The organism is Pseudonocardia nematodicida, from assembly GCF_040105385.1.
GTDB lineage: Bacteria > Actinomycetota > Actinomycetes > Mycobacteriales > Pseudonocardiaceae > Pseudonocardia > Pseudonocardia nematodicida.
The window spans coordinates 133,924-154,101 of record NZ_JBEDNQ010000009.1 but is presented as its reverse complement, the minus strand read 5'-3'; the positions used below and the strand labels follow the sequence as shown (position 1 = coordinate 154,101).

The window sequence follows — 20,178 nt, the reverse complement described above, 5'->3', positions numbered from 1 at the left end:
CTGTCGAGGAGGGTCAGCGAGGGGCGACGCGGAATTCCTGCGCCGCGTCGAGGAGCCGGCCGGCCAGGTGGCCGGCGAACGAGGGCCGGACGTGGAGCAGGTAGTCGTCGCCGTGCCCGAGGGCGAGCAGGACGACGCCGACCTGGGCGAGCAGCGTCTGCGCGCTCCGCCCGGCGGGGAACTCGGAGGGGTGCAGGTCCAGCGCGCACAGCGTGGCGAGCACCTCCCGGACGAGCGCGCCGCGCAGCCGCAGCGCGACCCGCTGCCCGGAGACGTCGACTGCCGAGCCGCCGTGCTCGGCGACCAGCGCGGTCAGAGCCGCTTCTCCGGCGTGCGGGCGTGCGTGCCGGCTGGTGACCAGCCACTCGTCGGGCCCGAGCCAGACGATCTCGCCGTCGTCGGTGCTGGTGAACGTGTTCGCGCGGGTCGGCACGGGAGCGCCGAGCACAGCGGACACCGCGTCCGCCGCCGGGCCCGGCGAGAGCCGCAGGTTCGTGGCGAGTCCGATGTGGACGAGCTCGATCGTGAGGTCGGCGCCGGGCCGGTCCCCCAGCTCGCGGGACAGCGTGGCGAACGCCGGCTCCCACGCGGCCAAGGGGTGGACGGCGCGCAGCGGGCGGGTCTCAGCCATCACGGCGGGCTCCCTCCGGGTCGACGAGGACGTGGCCGGTGATCTCGGCCGGGACGAGTGAGCCCTGGTACGGCACGTGCACGATCTCGCCGATCCGCTCGCGTCCGCCCTTGACCAGGGCGAGTGCGAACGGCCGGGCCAGCTCGGCGCTGTGGTAGCTGGAGGTGACGTGGCCGAGCATCGGGACCGGCGGCGGGGGCAGCGTGCCGTCTTCCGCGAACGCGACGATCTGCGAGCCCTCCGGCAGCCGGGTCGACGAGTCGGTGGGCAGCAGGCCGACCAGCTGCTTGCGCAGCGGGTTCGCGTTCTCCGCGCGGGAGTAGGACCGCTTGCCGACGAAGTCGTCCTTCTTCTTCGACACCGCCCAGGACATGCCGAGGTCGTGCGGGGAGACGGTGCCGTCGGTGTCCTGACCGATGATCGGGTAACCCTTCTCGGCCCGGAGCACGTGCATGGTCTCGGTGCCGTACGGGGTGATCCCCCACAGCGCGCCGACGCCGACGAGGCGCTCCCACATCGCCAGGCCGTACCGGGAGTCCACATTGACCTCCCAGGCCAGCTCGCCGGAGAACGAGATCCGCGCCAGCCGGACGGGAATCCCGTCCAGCGTCGTGTCCTGCCAGGTCATGAAGCCGAACGCCTCGTTGGAGACGTCGACGTCGGCGAACACCTCCCCGATCAGCGCCCGGGACCGCGGCCCGACGACCGGGAACACCGACCAGTGCTCGGTGACCGAGGCCAGGTGTACCCGCAGGTCCGGCCACTCGGTCTGCAGCCAGTCCTCCAGGTTCTCCAGCACCGGCGCGGCGTTGCCGGTCGTGGTGGTGATCAGGAACCGGTTCTCGGTGATCCGGGCGACGGTGCCGTCGTCGGCGACCATGCCGTCGTTGCCGCACATGACGCCGTATCGGACGCGGCCGACCTTCAGCGTCGACATCAGGTTCGTGTAGACGCGGTCCAGGAACTCGCCGGCGTCCGGGCCCTGGACGTCGATCTTGCCGAGGGTGGAGCCGTCCATGATGGCCACGTCGCGCCGGGCGGCCGCGCACTCGCGCAGCACCGCGGCGTCCATGTCCTCACCCGGTTGCGGGTAGTAGCGGGCACGCTTCCACTGGCCGACGTCCTCGAACACCGCCCCGGCCGCGACGTGCCAGGGGTGCACCGGCGTGGTGCGGACCGGGTCGAACAGGTCGCCGCGCTCGCGCCCGGCCAGCGCGGCGAACGCGACCGGGACGTACGGCGGGCGGAACGTGGTGGTGCCCAGGTCGGCGACCGGGCGGCCGAGGAGCTCGGCGACGATCCCGGCGGCGATCATGCCGGAGGTCTTGCCCTGGTCGTGTGCGGTGCCGATCGTCGTGTAGCGCTTGATGTGCTCGACCGAGCGGAGGCCGGCGCCGACGGCCCGTTCGACGTCGGCGACGGTCGCGTCGCGCTGGATGTCGACGAACTGCTGCTCGGGGTCGCCGCCGGTGCGCCACAGCACCCGGGTCGGGGTGCGCGGCGGCTCGGGCGGGCTGCTCGGGGCGTCGCCGCCGGAGCCCTCGAACAGGCAGCCGGCCAGGTCGAGGGTGCCGTTGGCGGCACCGATGACGTCGGTGCCGGCGAGCTCGGCGCCGGGCCGGAACGCGCCGAGGCCGGAGTCGTAGACCAGGCCGCCGCGGACGTGGCTGAACAGGTGCGCGGCCGGGGTCCAGCCGCCGGAGACCAGCAAGAGGTCACACGGCAGCGTCGTCGGGGCGCCGTCGGTGAGAACGTGCGCGGCGCTGACACGGCCGCCATCACCCGCGGAGGTGTCGACGACGAGCGCCCCGGTCCGGACGTCCACACCGGACTCCCGGCAGTGCTGCGCGCGCTCCGCCGGGGCCTCGGGGCGGGCGTCGAGCAGGGTGACCCGCGCCCCGGCCCCGGCGAGGTCGGCGGCGGTCTCGTACGCGGCGTCGTCGGTCGTGAACACGACGACCTCGCGGCCGGCGAGCACGCCGTAGCGGTGCAGGTAGTCCCGCGCCGAGGCGGCGAGCATGATGCCCGGCCGGTCGTTGTTCGCGAAGGTCACCGGCCGCTCGTGCGCGCCGGCCGCGACGATCACCCGGCCGGCCCGGATGCGGTGCACCCGCTGCCGGGACCGGTTCGGTGGTGCGTCGGCCCCGAGATGATCGGTCCTGCGCTCCAGTGCCAGCACGAACCCGTCGTCCCAGTGCCCGAACGCCGTCGTGCGCTGCAGGTGCAGCACGTCCGGGTACTCGGCGAGCTCCGCGACGACGTCGGCGACGAACCGGTGCGCGGCGCGCCCGTTGATCCGGTCGGTCGGCGCCAGGCTGCCACCGGCCTCGGGCCGGTCGTCGACCAGCACGACCCGGTCCCCGCGCCGGGCCAGGCTGCGCGCGGCCAGCAACCCGGCCGGCCCCGCCCCGACGACGAGCGTGTCGCAGTGCGCGTGCCGGTGGTCGTAGCGCGCGGTGTCGGGCACGGTCGCGAGCCGGCCCCGGCCGTTCACGCCACGGGCGACCAGGCCGTCGGTCAGCTCGACGACCGATGCCTGCAGCATCGGCTCCGGGAACGGCTCCTCGACCTGCACCAGGCCGGTCGGGTCCTCGTTCCAGGACGCGCCGATCCCGCGCGGACGGCCGAGCTTGATGCTCGTGCCCACCGCGTGCACGTCGTGTGCGAGCAGCGCCGAGGCGAGGGTGTCGCCGGGGTGTCCGGTGTAGACGGTGCCGTCGAAGGTGAAGGACAGGGTGCGGGTGCGGTCGATGCGGCCGTACCCGTCGATGCGGCTCATGTGCGGGTCTCCGGGATGACGGGCCGGGCCTCGCCGGGCTGATAGACGGCGAGGAACCGGTAGCTGGCGGTGTCGCGGACGGCGTTGAACCAGCGCCGGCAGCCGGCCGAGTGGTTCCAGCGCTCCGCGAAGGGGCCCTTCGGGTTGTCCCGGAAGAACACGTAGCGCGCCCACTGCTCGTCGGTCAGCTCCTGCGGGGCCGCGGGGTAGTCGACGTGGGCCTGGCCGCCGTAGTGGAACTCGACCTCCTCGCGGGGGCCGCAGTGCGGGCATGCGATCAGTTGCACGATGAGCCTCCTTTGTGGATGGATCAGTGGGCCACGGCGGCGGCGCCGTGCTCGTCGACCAGCGCGCCGGTGACGAAGCGGTCCAGGCTGAACGGCGCGATGTAGGGGTGCGGCTCGTCGTGCGCGATCGTGTCGGCGAGACACCAGCCCACCCCGGGGGTGGACTTGAACCCGCCGGTCCCCCACCCGCAGTTGAGATAGACGTTGTCGTAGGGCGTGCGCCCGACGATCGGCGACGCGTCCGGGGTGGTGTCGACGATCCCGGCCCAGCTGCGCAGCAGGTGCGCGCGGGCGAAGACCGGGAACAGCTCCACCGCCGCGGCCATCTGCCGCTCGATGACGTGGAACGCGCCGCGCTGGCCGTAGCCGTTGTAGGCGTCGACCCCGGCGCCCATCACCAGCTCGCCCTTGTGCGCCTGGGACACGTAGACGTGCACCGCGTTCGACATGACGATCGTCGGGTGCACCGGCTCCAGCAGCTCGGACACCAGCGCCTGCAGCGGGTGCGACTGCAGCGGGGCCGGCACGCCGAGCTGGTCGAGCAGCACCGAGGTGTGCCCGGCCGCACACAACGCGACCCGCCCGCACGCGATGTCGCCGCGGGTGGTGCGGACCCCGGTGACCCGGTCGCCGTCGGTGGAGAACCCGAGCACCTCGCAGTCCTGGATCAGGTCGATCCCGGCCTCGTCGGCGCGGCGGGCGAACCCCCAGGCGACGTAGTCGTGCTTGGCGATGCCCGCGCGCGGCTGGTAGGTCGCGCCGAGCACCGGGTACCGGATGTCGGTCGAGACGTTGAGGATCGGGCAGAGCTTCGCGACGTCGTCGGGCCCGAGGTACTCGGCGTCGATCCCGTTGAGCTTGTTGGCCTCCACCCGGCGCACCGAGTCCCGGACGTCCTGCTCGGTGTGCGCCAGGTTCAGCACCCCGCGCTGGGAGAACAGGATCGGGTAGCCGAGGTCGTCCTCGAGGCCCTCCCACAACTTCAGCGCGTGCTCGTAGATCGCGGCCGACTCGTCCCACAGGTAGTTCGACCGGATCAGCGTGGTGTTGCGGGCCATGTTCCCGCCGGCCAGCCAGCCCTTCTCCAGGACGGCCACGTCGGTGATCCCGTGGTTCTTGGCCAGGTAGTGCGCGGTGGCCAGGCCGTGCCCGCCGCCGCCGATGATCACGACGTCGTAGGAGCGCTTCGGCTCGGGCAGCCGCCAGAGGAAGTCCGGGTGTTCCGGCAGGTCGGCGCCGGGGCCAGGAGAGGTCATCGGTGCTCAGAGCTCCGGGTAGAGGGGGTGGGCCTCGGCCAGCGCGGTGACGCGCGCGGCCAGCGCGTCCAGCTCGTCGTCGGTGGCGGCGGGCCGCAGCGCGCGTGCGACGACGTCGGCGACCTCGGCGAACTCCGCCTCGCCGAAGCCGCGGGCGGCCAGCGCCGGGGTGCCGATCCGGACCCCGGAGCTGACCATCGGCGGGCGCGGGTCGAACGGCACCGCGTTGCGGTTGACGGTGATGCCGACCCGGTGCAGCCGGTCCTCGGCCTGCTTGCCGTCCAGTGCGGAGTCGCGCAGGTCGACCAGGACCAGGTGCACGTCGGTACCCCCGGAGACGACGCCCACGTTCTCCTCGGACAGCAGCCGCTCGGCCAGCAGCCGGGCCCCGGTCAGCGTCCGCTCCTGGCGCTCGCGGAACGCCGGCTCGGCGGCCAGCTTGAACGCCACCGCCTTGGCCGCGATCACGTGCTCCAGCGGCCCGCCCTGCTGGCCGGGGAACACGCTGGAGTTGAACTTCTTCGCCAGCTCGCCGCGGGCCAGGATCACGCCGCCACGCGGGCCGCCGAGGGTCTTGTGCGTGGTGGAGGTGACGACGTCGGCATGCGGCACCGGCGACGGGTGCAGCCCCGCGGCGACCAGTCCGGCGAAGTGCGCCATGTCGACCATCAGGTACGCGCCGACCGCGTCGGCGATCCGGCGGAACTCGGCGAAGTCGAGGTGGCGCGGGTAGGCCGACCAGCCCGCGATGATCAGCTTCGGGTTGCGCTCGTGGGCCAGGCGCTCGACCTCGGCCATGTCGATCCGGTGGTCGTCGGCGCGGACGTGGTAGGCCGCGACGTCGTAGAGCTTGCCGGAGAAGTTGAGCCGCATCCCGTGCGTCAGGTGCCCGCCGTGCGCGAGGTCCAGCCCGAGGATGGTGTCGCCGGGGTCGAGCAGCGCGGTCATCGCCGCCGCGTTGGCCTGCGCCCCCGAGTGCGGCTGCACGTTGGCGTACTCCGCGCCGATGCTCGTTCCGCCTGCGCTCCTCTCGGAGCCGAAGAGCTCCTTGAGCCGGTCGATCGCCAGCTGCTCGACGACGTCCACGTGCTCGCACCCGCCGTAGTAGCGCCGGCCCGGGTAGCCCTCGGCGTACTTGTTGGTGAGGACCGAGCCCTGCGCCTCCATGACCGCGAGCGGCGCGAAGTTCTCGCTCGCGATCATCTCGAGGGTCTGCCGCTGGCGGCCGAGCTCGGCGCTCACGGCGGCGTGCACCTCGGGGTCGACCTCGGCGAGGGACCCGCCCGGCACGCTGCCGCCGGTGCTCCCCGCCGGCCGGTCGTGGTCCACGGCGATCGTCGTCATGGTCATCTCCGAATATCTTCGCTGGCGGACTGATATATCAAGTGTTCGCAGACTGGCACGCTGGTCGGGAGAAGAGCAAGGCCCTGCGGGCCTGTGAGTACTTTTCGGGGTCCCGGCCCCGAAAAGTACTCACAGGCGACGCAGTCGCCCGACCAGCTCGCGCCGCCAGCGGCCGAACGGCCGCGGCCGGTCGACCCCGAGCACCCCGACGGGCTCGCCGGAGGTGTCGAGGAACAGTGCCAGGAACCCGCCCGGCTCGGCCGGGTCCCCCTCGTCGACACGGACCGACCCCTCGCAGACGCGGTGGCCGGCGAACTGGATCTTGTGGCCGTACTGGTCGGACCAGAAGTACGGGACGGCGTGGTGCGCGGGCAGCGAGTGCTCGGTGCCGAGCAGCGCGGCGGCCGCGACCGCGGGCTGCTGGAGCGCGTTGGTCCAGTGCTCCAGGCGCAGCCGGTCGCCGGTGAAGTCCCGGTGCGAGTTGGCGCAGTCCCCGACCGCGACCACTCCCGGGAGCGCGGTCATCCCGCGCGCGTCGGTGACGACGCCGTCGTCCAGCGTCAGCCCCGACCCCTCCAGCCATTCGACGTTCGGTGCGGCGCCGATCCCGACCACGACGACGTCGGCGGGCAGCTCCCGGCCGTCGTCGAGCACGATGCCGCTCACCCGCGACTCCCCCACCAGGCGTGCGACGCCGACCCCGAGATGCAGCCGCACGCCGTTGCGCTCGTGCAGGAGCCCGCAGGCCGCACCCATCTCGGGCCCGAGGGCGCGCGCCAGGGGCACCGGCGCGGCCTCGACGACGTCGACCTCGAGTCCGATCCCGGCGGCGGTCGAGGCGACCTCGGCACCGATGAACCCGGCCCCGACCACGACCAGGCGCCGGCCGGGGACCAGGTCGGTCCGCAGCGCGCGGGCGTCGTCGAGGGTGCGCAGGGTGTGCACTCCCCCCGGGAGATCGCCCGGGAGGGTCCGGGCCCGGGCACCGGTGGCGAGCACGACCGCGTCGGAGGTCAGGCGCTCGCCGTCGTCGAGCTCGACGACCCGGCCGGGACCGTCGAACCCGATCGCGGTGCGACCCAGCCGCCACTCGATGCCGAGCTCGGTGTCGTCCGGCTCGGTGAGCGCGATGTCCTCGTCGGACGCCGCACCGGCCAGGAACTCCTTCGACAGCGGCGGGCGGTCGTAGGGTGCGTGCTTCTCCTCGCCCACCACCACGATCCGCCCCGTGAAGCCCTGTGCGCGCAGGGCCCGCACGGCGGCGAGCCCGGCGAGCGAGGCACCGACGACCGTCACGTCGCGCGGCGGAACCGCCGGAGACGTCGGGGGCATCAGAGCACGGCGCCGGCGACGACGGCGTCCACCGTCGCGGGCGCGCCGACGGGAGCCGACTCGCGGACGTAGACCAGGCCGTCGTCGATCACGACCTCGTGGGTACGGACGGGGGTCTTCGCGGGCGGACCGCTCGGCGCTCCGGTGCGCAGGTCGAAGCACGCGGCGTGCAACGGACACTCGACCGCGCAGCCCTCGAGCCACCCGTCGGAGAGCGAGGCGTCCTGGTGGGTGCAGGTGTCGTCGATCGCGAAGAGTTCGCCGTCGGCGTTGAAGACGGCGATCGCCACCTCCCCCTGGACACGAACGGACTCCCCGACCGGGATGTCGGATAGCTCGCCCACGAAGATCATAGGTGCCTCCTGTTGCCTATCGCGGAACACTTGACCGCTATGCGCAACTGCAGGATGCAAGCCGTGCCACTCCGTCGTCAACGGGCGAATTTCCGCGATTCGTGAACAGCCTTCGACAGCGTTCGTGAACGAAACGAGACCTTGCCGTCAGCGGGGCCACCACTTAGCGTGCTCAGATATATCAGTACAGGGTTTGATCATGGCACGGTGTGACGTACCCCGCGGCGACGGTGCCGGGCTCGCGTGACCGCATGACGCGGAAGCGGTCCGCGACGAGGGAGGCGCATGACCGAGCGACCCCGCCGGAGGTCGACGCCGGGGGCCATCGAGGAGGAGCGGACCGTCCGCCGGGCCGCGACGGCGGCGTCGGTCGGCAACGTGGCCGAGTGGTACGACTTCGGGATCTACTCGTACCTGGCCGCAGTGGTGCTGAACCGCGTGTTCTTCCCCGACGCCGGCGAGTGGTCGCTGGTGCTCACCCTCGGCGCGTTCGCGGCGGCGTTCCTCGTCCGCCCGCTCGGCGGTCTGGTGTTCGGCGTGCTCGGCGACCGGATCGGCCGGACCCGGGTGCTGGCCTACACCGTGCTGCTGATGGCCGGCGCGACCATCGCGCTCGGCCTGGTCCCCAGCCACGACACGATCGGCGTCGCCGCCCCGATCCTGGTGCTGCTCATCCGGATGCTGCAGGGCTTCTCGGCCGGGGGTGAGTACACCGGCGCGCTGACCGTGGTCGCCGAGTACGCACCGGACCGTCGCCGCGGCTTCTTCGGCAGCTGGCTGGAGTTCGGGACGCTGACCGGCTACGCCCTGGGCGCGGGCGTCACCGCGACGGTGATCGCGATCCTCCCCGAGGACGACCTGCTGGCCTGGGGCTGGAGACTGCCCTTCATGCTGGCGCTGCCACTGGGGATCACCGGGATCTACCTGCGGATGCGGCTCGAGGACACCCCGGCGTTCCGCCAGCTCATGGAGCGCTCCCCGGCGCTCGCGACGATGACCTACCGGCGCTCCATGCAGATCCTCTTCCGGCGTTACCGGGGCGCGGCACTGGTCGCGGGCGGGATCGTGATCGCCTGGAACGTCACGAACTACGTGCTGACGAACTACATCCCGACCTACCTGACCGGCACGCTGCCGTTGCACGGCGTGCGCGGGACCAGCGATGCGGTGGCGACGGGCCTGCAGGTCGGGGTCATGCTGCTGATGCTCTGCGTGGTGGTCGTGATCGGGCGGCTGTCCGACCGGATCGGGCGCAAGCCGATCCTGATGACGGGCAGCGTGGCGCTGATCGTGCTCGGCCTGCCGGCGGTGTGGCTGCTGCGCGAGGGCCTGCTCGGGCAGGTCGTCGGCCTGCTGATCCTGGGCGGGACGCTGGTCTGCTTCGCCGCCGTCGCCCCGTCGACGCTGCCGGCGATGTTCCCGACCATGATCCGCTACGGCGGCCTGTCGGTGACCTTCAACGTGTTCGTCTCCGTCTTCGCCGGCACCGCACCGACGATCATCGAGACCGCGGTGATCACCACCGGGAACCTCGACTGGCCCGGCTACTACCTGATCGGCGCCGGGGTGATCGGGGTGATCAGCGTGTTCTTCCTGCCCGAGACCGCGGGGAAGCCGCTGCCCGGGGCGGCGCCGCTGACGTCCAGTGCGGACCTGCCGCCGCTCCCGCGCAACCGGCACGGCGTCCCGATGGAGCCGCCGCACCACCGCTGACGCCTTCCCGACTCTTGATATATCAGTCTAGTATCGTCCAGAGTCCAGCCCGGTAGTGCCGTCATCGGGAGGAGCGCGCATGACCATCTCGGTGTTCGACCTGTTCAAGGTGGGTATCGGACCGTCGAGCTCACACACGGTCGGGCCGATGCGGGCCGCGCACATGTTCGTGTCCCGGCTGGCCGGCGACGACCGGTTGGCGCGCACCGCCGCCGTCCGCGTCGAGCTGTTCGGGTCGCTGGGGGCGACCGGGCACGGGCACGGCAGCGTCAAGGCGGTCGTGCTCGGGCTGTCCGGCCACCAGCCGCACCTCGTCGACCCGGTGGCGGCCGACCCCCTGGCCGACGCCGTCCGCGAGACCGGCCGGATCCGGCTCGCCGGGAGGCACGAGATCGCGTTCTCGGTCGGCGACGACGTGGTCCTGCACCGCAACCGGCGGCTGGACCTCCACTCCAACGGCATGGTGCTGCACGCCTTCGACGACGCCGGGGAGGTCGTCGAGCGCCGCGAGTACTACTCCGTCGGCGGCGGCTTCGTGCTGGATCCCGGGACCGCGTCCGTGGTGGAGGACGACACGCCGGTCGCCTACCCCTTCACCACCGGCGCCGAGCTGCTCGGCCTGACCCGGGAGCACGGCCTGTCGATCGCGCAGATCATGCTGGCCAACGAGCTGTCCTGTCGCACCGAGGAGCAGGTGCGCGCCGAGCTGGCGCAGATCTGGTCGGTGATGCGCGAGTGCGTCGAGCGCGGCACGACGACCGGCGGCGTGCTCCCCGGCGGGCTGCGGGTGCGGCGCCGCGCGGCCACGCTGCGCGCACACCTGGAGTCGGCCACCGGCGAGCCCGACGCCCTGCACGCGATGGAGTGGGTGACCCTCTACGCGCTGGCCGTCAACGAGGAGAACGCCGCCGGCGGGCGGGTCGTCACCGCCCCGACCAACGGTGCGGCCGGGATCGTCCCGGCGGTGCTGCACTACGCGGAGCGGTTCCTGCCCGGGTTCGACGACGACGCCGTCGTCCGCTTCCTGCTCACCGCGGGCGCGGTCGGGGTGCTGTTCAAGGAGAACGCCTCGATCTCCGGCGCCGAGGTCGGCTGCCAGGGCGAGGTCGGCTCGGCCTGCGCGATGGCCGCGGCCGGGCTCGCCGAGATCATCGGCGCGAGCCCGGAGCAGGTCGAGAACGCCGCCGAGATCGGGATCGAGCACAACCTGGGGCTGACCTGCGACCCCGTCGGCGGGCTGGTGCAGATCCCGTGCATCGAGCGCAACGCCGTGGCCTCGGTCAAGGCGATCACCGCCGCCCGGATGGCCCGGCACGGCGACGGCGTCCACCACGTGTCGCTGGACAAGGCGATCAAGACGATGCGCGAGACCGGCGCGGACATGAAGGACAAGTACAAGGAGACCGCCCGCGGCGGGCTGGCGCTGAACATCGTGGAGTGCTGAGTGATCGCCCGGCGCGCGGCGGAGCGGACCGCACGGGATCGGCGGGAGCGTGAGCTCGCGGCCCGGCTCTCGCGGACCGGGATCTCCGGGGGCTCGCGGGAATCCCGCGCCCGGGCGGACGAGGCCGCGGACTTGCCGCCGAGGCCGAGGCGATATCCGAGCTCCTGATCAGGATGGACCGCACTCCGGACGGGTGACGGCCGGCCGTCAGCCCTCCTGGCCCACACCATGATCACCGATTCCGGAGCGCAGCGTCCGTCTCGCGAACGCTGCACTCCGGAACCGTCGATCATCGTCCGCTCCGGCGGGCAGCCGAGCCCGCGCCGGCGCCGCCCGGCCCGCGGCGGTCGTCGTCCGGGCACGTAACATCGTGCCGAGTCCCGGGCACGTGACCCGGGCCGGCCACGGAGGGATCATGGGCGAGGCGCTCCGCAGCCGCCGGGACCGGCGAGCCACCGCCTCCGCCGCACCCCCGGCCGACCTGGTCGCCGCGCCCGGGTACGGCGCCCGCCGGATGTACCAGGCCTACCTCGCGGCCTGGAGCCGGCACGTCGACGACGTCCTGACCGGCCCGCAGTTCGCCGTCCTCTCCGCGATCCGCGCCTACCCCGACTCGGACCAGAGCTCGCTGGCCGGCGCGGTCGCCCTCGACACCTCGACGATGGCCGACGTCTGCCGGCGGATGGAACGCCGCGGGCTGATCGCCCGGGCGGAGTCCCCGCACGACGCCCGTCGCAAGATCCTCTCCCTCACCGCGGACGGCGCGACGGCGCTCGACGAGATCACCCGTCGTACCCGCCGGCTCGACCAGGAGCTCCTGGCCGCGGTGCCCGAGGAGCAGCGCGGCGACATCGCCGTCCTGCTGAACACGCTCGGCGCGCACTGGGAGTCGGTCGCCGGACGGCCGCCGATCCGGGCCGCGGAGTAGCCGCGCGTGAACCCGGCGTGGCGGCGGCCACGGCGCGTGTGAACACCGCGTCACGCGACGTTTCGGTCCGGGTTCCTTCCGCGCAAACTCTTGCGTATCCGGATAGTACGTGCTCGGATCACTTCTCGTGCGGGCCACGTCACACCGTGGCGGCACCGCGGATGTGAGGAGGTACGTCGTGGCGCCGAGCCAGTCCCTGCAGGTCACGGTCGTCGGGGGTGGCCTGGGTGGGCTCACCGCGGCCCTCGCCCTGCGCCGGCAGGGCTTCCGGGTCACCGTCCTGGAGGCCGCCGCCCAGCTCGGCGAGGTCGGGGCCGGCATCCAGACCGCGCCCAACGCCAGCCGCGTCCTGATGGGACTCGGCCTGCGCGCCGGGATGGAGCGCATCCACACCGCACCGCAGGACCAGGTTCGGCGCCGGTGGGCGGACGGCAGCATCATCGCCCAGCTCCCGCTCGGGCAGTCCGTCGTCGACGCCTACGGCGCCCCGTACTGGCATTACCACCGCGCGGACCTGCACCGGATCCTGCTCGACGCCTGCCTGGACCCGGACGGTCCGGGCCCGGTCGTCGTGGTGTGCACCGACGCCGCGGTCGTCGCGCTGGACCGCACCGACGCCGACCGGCCGGTCGCCGTCACCGGCCGCGGGGATCGGGTCGAGGGCGACGTGCTGGTCGGGGCGGACGGGATCCGCTCGGCCGTCCGCGATCTCGCCGGGTTCGACGACTCGCTCGTGTTCTCCGGCGAGATGGCCTACCGGGCGCTGATCCCCGGCGAGCTGATCGCGGCCGACCCGGCCACCCGGTTCCTCGTCGACCGCTACCACTCGACGATCTGGTACGGCCCGGACAAGCACCTGGTGCACTACGTCATCCGCCGCGGCGAGTACCTCAACGTCGTGGCGATCGTCCCGTGCTCGGAGCGGGTCGAGCGCGAGTGGACCGCCCCTGCCACGGCCGACGAGATGGTCGAGGCCTTCGCCGGCTGGGACGACCGGGTGGGGGCGATGCTGTCCAAGGCCAAGGACGACGTGGCCGCGTTCGCGCTCTACCGCCGCCGGCGGGACCCGGTCTGGATCGACGGCCGGGTCGCCCTGCTCGGCGACGCCTGCCACGCGATGCTCCCCTACCAGGCCCAGGGGGCTTCGCAGGCGATGGAGGACGCCGCGGTGCTCGCCGAGGAGCTCGGTGCGGCGGGGCGGTCCGGGATCGACGGCGCGCTCGCCCGGTACGTCCAGCGGCGGGCCAAGCACGCCGGCCTGGTGCAGGACGCCTCACTCCAGAACATGTCCTTCTACCACCTGCCCGACGGCCCGGAGCAGCGCGAGCGCGACGAGAAGCTGCGCCGCTTCGAGGGCGAGTCCGACCTGTCCTACGACTGGCTGTGGCGCGGCTCGCCGCTGAACGACCCCGACAACGAGGCCATCACCTACCCCTTCGCCCGCTAGAGGAGCACCGACATGCGCACCGGAGAACAGGTCGTCCAGAGCCTGCCCTGGCGGTGGAACGTCCAGGGGAAGATCTTCATCATCGGCGGCCTCGGCTACATGTTCGATGCCTGGGACGTCGCCCTCAACGGCTTCCTCACCCCGCTGCTCGGCCTCGAGTTCGGGCTGAGCACCGGCCAGCGCGGCCTCGTCGCGACCGCGAACCTGGTCGGCATGGCCGTCGGCGCGGTCCTGTGGGGCACGATCGCCGACCGGATGGGCCGCAAACGCGCCTTCAGCATCACGATCGCGATCTTCGCGCTGTTCTCCGTACTCGGTGCCCTGTCGCCGAACTGGGAGATCTTCCTGCTGCTGCGCTTCCTGGCCGGCGTCGGCCTGGGCGGCTGCATCCCGGTCGACTACGCGATCGTCAGCGAGTTCTCCCCCGCGAAGCTGCGCGGCAAGATCCTCGCGGCGATGGACGGCTGGTGGCCGATCGGGGCGACCATGGCCGGCGTCTCGGCCACGCTGCTCGTCCCGTTCGCGGGCAACTGGCGGTGGATGCTCGCCCTGATGGTGCTGCCCGCGCTGCTGCTGGTCTGGATCCGCCGGGGTGTCCCGGAGTCACCGCTCTACCTCGCCCGGACCGGTCGTGAGGAGGAGGCCCGCGCGGTCATCGACGACATGGTCCGCCGCACCGGAGCGACGCCCGAGCCGTACGTCATCACGGCCGCGGCCCCCGGGGCGACGACCTCGGACAAGCGCTGGCTGGCCGCCGGCGTCGAGCAGCTGCGGATGGTGTGGTCGTTCTCCCCGCAGATCACCGGCGTCGCCTGGTCGCTGTTCATCTCGGTGATGGTCGTCTACTACGCCGCGCTGTCCTGGATGCCGTCGATCCTGCGCTCGCAGGGGATGGACGACGTCGCGGCCTTCGCCTCGACCACGATCATGAACGCGGTCGGCATCCTCGGCGTGATCACCTCGGTGCTGCTGGTGGAGCTGGTCGGCCGCAAGTGGGTCATCGGCGTCGCCGGGCCGCTGGCGGGTCTCGCACTGGTGGTGTTCGCGCTGGTCATGGACTCGCCGACGGCGGCGATCGCGACGATCGCGGTCTTCGGCTTCTTCGCCCTGGTCGTGATCCCGGTGATGTACGCCTACGTCTCCGAGCTGTACCCGACCGAGCTGCGGGCGTCGGGCTTCGGGTGGGCGTCGTCGTCGAGCCGGGCGGTGACCGGGTTCGTCCCGCTGATCTTCGGCACGCTGCTGTGGCCGGTGCTCGGGCTGCCGCTGACCTTCACGGTGATGGCGCTGCTGGTCGTCGCCGCGGTGGTGTTCATGGCCTTCTGCGCACCGGAGACCCGCGGCCGCGAGCTGGACCGGATCACCGGGACCGAGGAGAAGCTGGACACCCCCGCGTGAAGCCCGCCGCGTTCGCCTACCACCGGGCGTCGTCGGTGCGTGATGCGGTGGACCTGCTCGGCGAGCTGGCCGACGACGACCCGAAGATCCTGGCCGGCGGGCAGAGCCTGGTCGCGATGATGAACTACCGGATGTCCCGGCCCGGGCACCTCGTCGACATCACCCACGTCCCGGGCCTGGCCGGGATCCGGCGGGACGGCGCGGGCCTGCGGATCGGCGCGCTCACCACGCACCGCGCGGTCGAGAAGGCCGATCTCGGGCCGGACTTCCGGGTGCTGTCGGATGCGATGCGCTGGGTCGGGCACCTGCCGATCCGCACCCGCGGGACGGTCGGCGGCTCGATCGCGCACGCCGACGCCACCGCCGAGTGGTGCCTGCTCGCCGTGCTGCTGGACGCGGCCGTCGTCTGCGAGGGACCGGCCGGGCGCCGGGAGATCCCCGCGCGGGGCTTCTTCCTCGGGCCCTTCACCACCGCCCTCGACGCGGACGAGGTGATCGTGGAGATCGTGTTCGGCCGGCCGGCGCCGCGGGCCGCCGTCACCGAGTACGCCGACCGGCGGGGCGACTTCGCGATCGTCGCGGCCGGGGTGGACCTCGACACCGGGGACGTCGTGCTCGGCGGGGTCGGGACGACGCCGGTCCTGGTCGAGGACGCGGGCACCCAGGACGAGATCGCCGACGCGCTGGAGCTGCGCGACGAGCCGGGCGTCCCGGCGTCCTACCGGCGCGACCTGGTGCGCACGCTGGTCGGGCGGGCGCGAGAGGCGGCGAGCCGCCTGTGAGTACTTTTCGTGGTCAGTGCAACGAAAAGTACTCACAGGTGGCGCAGCCGCCTGGGTTGCGCCGTGACGGCACCTGGGTCGGCGCGTCGGTCCCCCGCCGCGAGGACCCCCGGCTGCTCACCGGCCGCGGCCGGTTCGTCGACGACATCACGCTGCCCCGGATGCTGCACGCCGCGTTCGTCCGCAGCACCGAGGCGCACGCTCATCTGTCCGGTGTGGACCTGTCGGAGGTGCGCGAGGTATCCGGCGTCGTCGCCGCCTTCGACGCGGCCGATCTCGCGCTCGGCGACATCACCGCGCTGCTGGAACGCCCCGCCGAGCAGTTCACGCCGACGTCGATGCCGGTGCTCGCGCGCGAGAAGGTCCGCTACGCCGGTGAGCCGGTCGCGATCGTGCTGGCCACCGACCCGTACGCGGCCGAGGACGGCGTCGAGGCGGCGGTCGTCGAGTACGAACCGCTGGACCCGGTGGTGTCCGAGGAGGCGGCGCTGGCCGCGGCCGGACCGCCGGTGCACGACGAGGCGCCGGGCAACGTGCTCGTCGACGTCTCGCTGTTCGCCACCGAGGGCATCGACGAGGTGTTCACCGACGCGCATACGGTCGTGCGCGTCGAGGCCCACACCGGGCGGCAGAACGCGCTCCCGCTGGAGACCCGCGGCGCCGTCGCCGAGTGGGACGACCGCGCCGAGCAGCTCGTGGTGCACACCTGCACCCAGGTCCCGCACCAGGTCCGCACCGTGCTGGCCCGGTGCGCGGGCCTGGACGAGCGCCAGGTCCGGGTGCTGGTGCCGGACATGGGCGGCGGGTTCGGGCAGAAGTGCGTCGTCGGCCGGGAGGCGATCGCCGCCGCGGCCGCGGCCCGCCGGCTGCGCCGCCCGGTGAAGTGGATCGAGGACCGCCGCGAGGCGCTGACCGCGAGCTTCCTGGCCCGCGAGCAGCACTACACCGCCCGCGCCGCCTTCTCCGGCGACGGCGAGATCCTCGCGCTGGACGCCGACGTCGTCTGCGACATGGGCGCCTACTCCTGCTACCCGTTCACGGCCGGGATCGAGCCGCTGATGGCCTCGGCGGAGATGCCGAGCGTCTACCGGGTGCCGTCGTACCGGGTCCGCGGCCGCGCGGTCACCACGAACAAGGCGCCGACCGCGCCCTACCGCGGGGTGAGCCGGCCGCAGTACGTGATGGTGATGGAACGGCTGATGGAACGCGCCGCCCGCGAGCTCGGGCTCGACCCGCTCGACGTCCGGCGCCGCAACCTGATCACCGAGTTCCCCTACCGCGGGATCAACGAGGTCACCTACGACCCCGGGTCCTACCGGGAGTCCCTCGACCTGTGCGAGCAGGTCCTGCGCGACGAGGGCTGGCTCGCCCACACCGAACCCGGCCGCATCGTCGGCGTCGGCTACGCGTGCTTCTCCGAGCGCACCGGCTACGGCTCCGGCGCGTTCGCACAGCGGAAGATGCAGGTCGTGCCCGGGTTCGACCTCTCGCAGATCACCATGGACCTGGACGGGACGGTCACCGTCACCACCGGCACGCTCTCGCACGGCCAGTCGCACGAGACGACGTTCGCCCAGATCGTCGCCGACCGGCTCGGCATCGGCTACGACAAGGTGAAGATCGTCCAGGGGGACACCGACCGGATCACCTACGGCTGGGGGTCGTTCGCCTCCCGCTCGGTGACCATCGGCGGGTCCGCGGCGTCGGCGGCCGCGGCGAAGCTCGGCGACCAGCTCCGGTCGCTGGCCGCGCACCTCGCGGAGGTCGATCTCGACTCGACCGAGCTGGACGGGCGCGGCGGTGTGCGGGCCGGCGACCGGACGCTTCCGTTCACCGAGCTCGCCGACGTCGCCTACCTGCGCGCGCACCTGCTGCCCAAGGACGTCGGCCCGGGCCTGACCGCGACGGCGAGCTTCGACGTCGGCGGGGACGGCACCTTCTCCAACGCCACGCACGGCTGCGTCGTCGCGCTCGATCCCGGCACCGGCGGCGTCGAGATCCTGCGCTACGTCTGCGTCGAGGACTGCGGCGTCGCGATCCACCCGCGGGTGGTCGAGGGCCAGGCCCGCGGCGGCATCGCGCAGGGGATCGCCGGCGCACTGTTCGAGGAGGTCGTCTACGACGAGCTCGGCCAGCCGATGGCCCCGAGCCTGATGGAGTACAAGGTGCCGACCGCCGCCGAGATCCCGGACGTCCGCATCGAGCACCTCGAGACCCCGTGCGCCTTCACCGCGAACGGAGCCAAGGGCGCGGGCGAGGGCGGCACGATCGGGGCCCCGGCCGCGGTGCTCAACGCGGTGAACCACGCCCTGCGGCACACCGGCGTCGAGCTGGACCGCACGCCGATCGCCCGCGCGGCCGTCCACGAAGCGTTGAAGGAGGCCCCGTGACCGACGTCCAGCTGATCGAGCTCACCGTGAACGGTGAGCGCCACGACCTCGCGATCCCGCCGCGCCGCACGCTGGCCGACGTGCTGCGCCACGACCTCGGGCTCACCGGCACGCACGTCGGCTGCGAGCACGGGATCTGCGGCGCCTGCACCGTGCTCGTCGACGGCGCCCCGGCCCGGGCCTGCCTGCTGTTCGCCGCGCAGGTCGAGAACTCCGCGATCCGGACCGTCGAGTCGCTGGCCGGTCCGGACGGCGAGCTGTCGGACCTGCAGGCCTGCTTCGCCGAGCACCACGGCCTGCAGTGCGGGTTCTGCACGCCGGGTTTCCTGATGCTGGCCGAGGGCTTCCTGGCCGAGGAACCGGACGCGACCCGCGAGGAGATCCGCGAGGTCGTCGCGTCGAACCTCTGCCGCTGCACCGGCTACCAGACCATCACCGACGCGGTCGACGACTGCGCGTCCCGCCGCCGCGCGGCCCTGCAGTCCGCGCTCGACTCCGGAGTGGACACCTCATGAGCAGCCTGCACGGCGCCGACACCGACGCCACCTACGCCACCGCCGGGTTCGGCGCGGGCACGCGGCGCGGGCCACGGCCGGCGCTCGTCGTCGTCGACCTGTCGGCGGGGTTCACCGACCCGGCGTACCCGACCGGCAGCGATCTGTCCGATGTGGTCACGGCGACGTCGGCGCTGGCCGAGGCCGCGCGCCCGGCCGGCGTCCCGGTCGTCTGGACGACGATCGCCTACTCCCCCGCCGAGCTCGACACCCTGCCCTGGCTGCGCAAGGCGCCCGGTATGCGGGGGCTCGTCGAGGGCTCGGACGCCGTCGCGCTCGACACCCGGCTGCCGGTGCACGAGCACGACCTGGTCGTCACCAAGAAGGGCGCGTCGGCGTTCTTCGACACCGGGCTCGCGTCGTTCCTGACCGCGTCCGGCGTGGACACCGTGTTGGTCTGCGGTGCCACCACCAGCGGGTGTGTGCGGGCCAGCGCGGTGGACGCCGTGCAGTCCGGGTTCGGCGTGCTCGTGCCCCGTGAGGCCGTCGGGGACCGGGCGGCCGGGCCGCACGAGGCGAACCTGTTCGACATCGACGCCAAGTACGGCGACGTGATCGCCCTCGACGACGCGCTCGGCTACCTGAAGGGACTGTGACATGAGGAGGGATCAGGCGTGACCGGCACACTCACCACCAGGGCCGTCCGGCAGGACGCGCTCGCCGACCTGGCCGACGTCCCCGCGACCTCGCGCTGGGTGCGCCGCGGCGACCTGCGCCTGCACCTGCTCGACTACGGCGGCGACCGCACCCCGGCCCTCGTGCTGCCCGGCATCACCAGCCCGGCGATCACCATGGACTTCGTCGCCCGCGAGCTGACCGACCTGTGCCGGCCGATCGTGCTCGACGTCCGCGGTCGCGGCCTGTCCGACTCCGGCGACTCCTGGACCCTCGACGACTACGCCGGCGACGTCCTCGCCGTCCTCGACGGCCTGGGCCTCGGCGAGAACAGCGTCCTGATCGGACACTCGATGGGCGCGCGGATCGCCGCGCTCGCCGCGACGCGCCGGGCCCTGCGGGGGACGGTGCTGGTCGACCCGCCGCTCTCGGGCCCCGGCCGCGGCACCTACCCGACGACGCTCGAAGCGTTCCTCGGGCAACTGCACGAGGCGCAGCGCGGCACCGACGCCGACGAGGTCGCCCGCGCCTGGCCGCGCTGGCCGCGCACCGAGCAGGCGCTCCGGGCGCGCTGGCTGTCCTCGTGCGACGAGGCGGCGATCCGGGCCACGCACGCCGGGTTCGAGAGCGAGGACTTCTTCGACGCCTGGGGCTCGGTGCCCGCGCCGACCACCGTGATCCACGGCGTGGACTCCCCGGTGGTCACCGCCGAGGGCGCCGCGGAGATCGCCGCCGCGCATCCGGACGCCGACCTGGTCGGGGTCCCCGCGACCGGGCACATGGTGTTCTGGGACGACCCGGTCGGCGCGCTCGCCGTGCTGCGCGAGGTACTCCTGCCCCTGACCCGGAGCTGAGCACCGCACCCGCGCCGGATGGTCCGGGCCCGGACGATCCCCGCCGAGATGCACCCCAGGGCTCCCCGACA

The 20,178-nt window shown here is 73.0% G+C and carries 17 protein-coding genes; 10 read left to right on the top strand and 7 right to left on the bottom strand.

The genetic code is table 11. The features are described from left to right. Positions 1 to 13: 13 nt before the first annotated feature. The 7 genes from WIS52_RS21350 to WIS52_RS21320 form a co-directional block, all read right to left on the bottom strand. Positions 14 to 631 (bottom strand): sarcosine oxidase subunit gamma, encoded by a 618-nt coding sequence (locus tag WIS52_RS21350; RefSeq protein ID WP_349300091.1) that lies wholly within the window; start codon positions 629 to 631, stop codon positions 14 to 16. Then, positions 624 to 3,410, bottom strand: a complete 2,787-nt coding sequence (locus WIS52_RS21345; RefSeq protein ID WP_349300090.1) for a 2Fe-2S iron-sulfur cluster-binding protein — start codon at positions 3,408 to 3,410, stop codon at positions 624 to 626. The genes WIS52_RS21350 and WIS52_RS21345 overlap by 8 nt, the downstream gene beginning before the upstream one ends. Next, on the bottom strand, positions 3,407 to 3,697 hold the full coding sequence (locus WIS52_RS21340; protein WP_349300089.1) for a sarcosine oxidase subunit delta: 291 nt from the start codon (positions 3,695 to 3,697) through the stop codon (positions 3,407 to 3,409). The genes WIS52_RS21345 and WIS52_RS21340 overlap by 4 nt, the downstream gene beginning before the upstream one ends. Positions 3,698 to 3,720: 23 nt before the next feature. Further along, a complete protein-coding gene (locus WIS52_RS21335; RefSeq protein ID WP_349300088.1) occupies positions 3,721 to 4,953 on the bottom strand; it encodes a sarcosine oxidase subunit beta family protein in 1,233 nt (410 codons plus the stop codon). A 6-nt stretch (positions 4,954 to 4,959) separates the two neighbouring features. After that, positions 4,960 to 6,297: a serine hydroxymethyltransferase gene (locus WIS52_RS21330; protein ID WP_349300087.1), complete on the bottom strand. Its 1,338-nt coding sequence runs from the start codon at positions 6,295 to 6,297 to the stop codon at positions 4,960 to 4,962. A 129-nt stretch (positions 6,298 to 6,426) separates the two neighbouring features. Continuing rightward, positions 6,427 to 7,629: an NAD(P)/FAD-dependent oxidoreductase gene (locus WIS52_RS21325; RefSeq protein WP_349300086.1), complete on the bottom strand. Its 1,203-nt coding sequence runs from the start codon at positions 7,627 to 7,629 to the stop codon at positions 6,427 to 6,429. Continuing rightward, a complete protein-coding gene (locus WIS52_RS21320) occupies positions 7,629 to 7,982 on the bottom strand; it encodes a bifunctional 3-phenylpropionate/cinnamic acid dioxygenase ferredoxin subunit (RefSeq protein ID WP_349300085.1) in 354 nt (117 codons plus the stop codon). The genes WIS52_RS21325 and WIS52_RS21320 overlap by 1 nt, the downstream gene beginning before the upstream one ends. Before the next feature lie 285 nt (positions 7,983 to 8,267). On the opposite strand from WIS52_RS21320, the gene WIS52_RS21315 reads away from it, so the two are divergent. The 10 genes from WIS52_RS21315 (at position 8,268) to WIS52_RS21270 (ending at position 20,107) form a co-directional block, all read left to right on the top strand. After that, positions 8,268 to 9,695, top strand: a complete 1,428-nt coding sequence (locus WIS52_RS21315; protein ID WP_349300084.1) for an MFS transporter — start codon at positions 8,268 to 8,270, stop codon at positions 9,693 to 9,695. A 79-nt stretch (positions 9,696 to 9,774) separates the two neighbouring features. Continuing rightward, on the top strand, positions 9,775 to 11,139 hold the full coding sequence (locus tag WIS52_RS21310) for an L-serine ammonia-lyase (RefSeq protein ID WP_349300083.1): 1,365 nt from the start codon (positions 9,775 to 9,777) through the stop codon (positions 11,137 to 11,139). A gap of 415 nt (positions 11,140 to 11,554) precedes the next feature. Further along, the gene (locus tag WIS52_RS21305) at positions 11,555 to 12,067 is read left to right on the top strand and encodes a MarR family winged helix-turn-helix transcriptional regulator (RefSeq protein ID WP_349300082.1); all 513 of its coding nucleotides are present in this window, start codon (positions 11,555 to 11,557) and stop codon (positions 12,065 to 12,067) included. A 178-nt stretch (positions 12,068 to 12,245) separates the two neighbouring features. Continuing rightward, the gene (locus WIS52_RS21300) at positions 12,246 to 13,514 is read left to right on the top strand and encodes an FAD-dependent monooxygenase (RefSeq protein ID WP_349300081.1); all 1,269 of its coding nucleotides are present in this window, start codon (positions 12,246 to 12,248) and stop codon (positions 13,512 to 13,514) included. Between the two features lie 12 nt (positions 13,515 to 13,526). Further along, positions 13,527 to 14,912 carry an MFS transporter gene (locus WIS52_RS21295; protein ID WP_349300080.1) on the top strand — a complete coding sequence of 462 codons (1,386 nt, stop codon included), beginning with the start codon at positions 13,527 to 13,529 and terminating at the stop codon, positions 14,910 to 14,912. Beyond that, positions 14,909 to 15,694, top strand: coding sequence for an FAD binding domain-containing protein (locus WIS52_RS21290; protein WP_349300079.1), 786 nt, complete (start codon positions 14,909 to 14,911; stop codon positions 15,692 to 15,694). Before WIS52_RS21295 ends, WIS52_RS21290 begins: the two co-directional genes overlap by 4 nt. A gap of 38 nt (positions 15,695 to 15,732) precedes the next feature. Next, a complete protein-coding gene (locus tag WIS52_RS21285) occupies positions 15,733 to 18,084 on the top strand; it encodes a xanthine dehydrogenase family protein molybdopterin-binding subunit (RefSeq protein ID WP_349300078.1) in 2,352 nt (783 codons plus the stop codon). Next, the gene (locus tag WIS52_RS21280) at positions 18,081 to 18,599 is read left to right on the top strand and encodes a (2Fe-2S)-binding protein (RefSeq protein ID WP_349300077.1); all 519 of its coding nucleotides are present in this window, start codon (positions 18,081 to 18,083) and stop codon (positions 18,597 to 18,599) included. Before WIS52_RS21285 ends, WIS52_RS21280 begins: the two co-directional genes overlap by 4 nt. Beyond that, on the top strand, positions 18,596 to 19,234 hold the full coding sequence (locus WIS52_RS21275; RefSeq protein WP_349300076.1) for an isochorismatase family protein: 639 nt from the start codon (positions 18,596 to 18,598) through the stop codon (positions 19,232 to 19,234). Before WIS52_RS21280 ends, WIS52_RS21275 begins: the two co-directional genes overlap by 4 nt. 18 nt (positions 19,235 to 19,252) lie before the next feature. After that, positions 19,253 to 20,107, top strand: a complete 855-nt coding sequence (locus WIS52_RS21270; RefSeq protein WP_349300075.1) for an alpha/beta fold hydrolase — start codon at positions 19,253 to 19,255, stop codon at positions 20,105 to 20,107. Positions 20,108 to 20,178 lie beyond the last annotated feature (71 nt).

Bases quoted from the DNA above. Each gene is read 5' to 3' on its own strand.
- WIS52_RS21350 (WP_349300091.1), bottom strand. From the start codon at position 631: ATGGCTGAGACCCGCCCGCTGCGCGCCGTCCACCCCTTGGCCGCGTGG.
- WIS52_RS21345 (WP_349300090.1), bottom strand. From the start codon at position 3,410: ATGAGCCGCATCGACGGGTACGGCCGCATCGACCGCACCCGCACCCTG.
- WIS52_RS21335 (WP_349300088.1), bottom strand. From the start codon at position 4,953: ATGACCTCTCCTGGCCCCGGCGCCGACCTGCCGGAACACCCGGACTTC.
- WIS52_RS21330 (WP_349300087.1), bottom strand. From the start codon at position 6,297: ATGACGACGATCGCCGTGGACCACGACCGGCCGGCGGGGAGCACCGGC.
- WIS52_RS21325 (WP_349300086.1), bottom strand. From the start codon at position 7,629: ATGCCCCCGACGTCTCCGGCGGTTCCGCCGCGCGACGTGACGGTCGTC.
- WIS52_RS21320 (WP_349300085.1), bottom strand. From the start codon at position 7,982: ATGATCTTCGTGGGCGAGCTATCCGACATCCCGGTCGGGGAGTCCGTT.
- WIS52_RS21315 (WP_349300084.1), top strand. From the start codon at position 8,268: ATGACCGAGCGACCCCGCCGGAGGTCGACGCCGGGGGCCATCGAGGAG.
- WIS52_RS21310 (WP_349300083.1), top strand. From the start codon at position 9,775: ATGACCATCTCGGTGTTCGACCTGTTCAAGGTGGGTATCGGACCGTCG.
- WIS52_RS21305 (WP_349300082.1), top strand. From the start codon at position 11,555: ATGGGCGAGGCGCTCCGCAGCCGCCGGGACCGGCGAGCCACCGCCTCC.
- WIS52_RS21295 (WP_349300080.1), top strand. From the start codon at position 13,527: ATGCGCACCGGAGAACAGGTCGTCCAGAGCCTGCCCTGGCGGTGGAAC.
- WIS52_RS21275 (WP_349300076.1), top strand. From the start codon at position 18,596: ATGAGCAGCCTGCACGGCGCCGACACCGACGCCACCTACGCCACCGCC.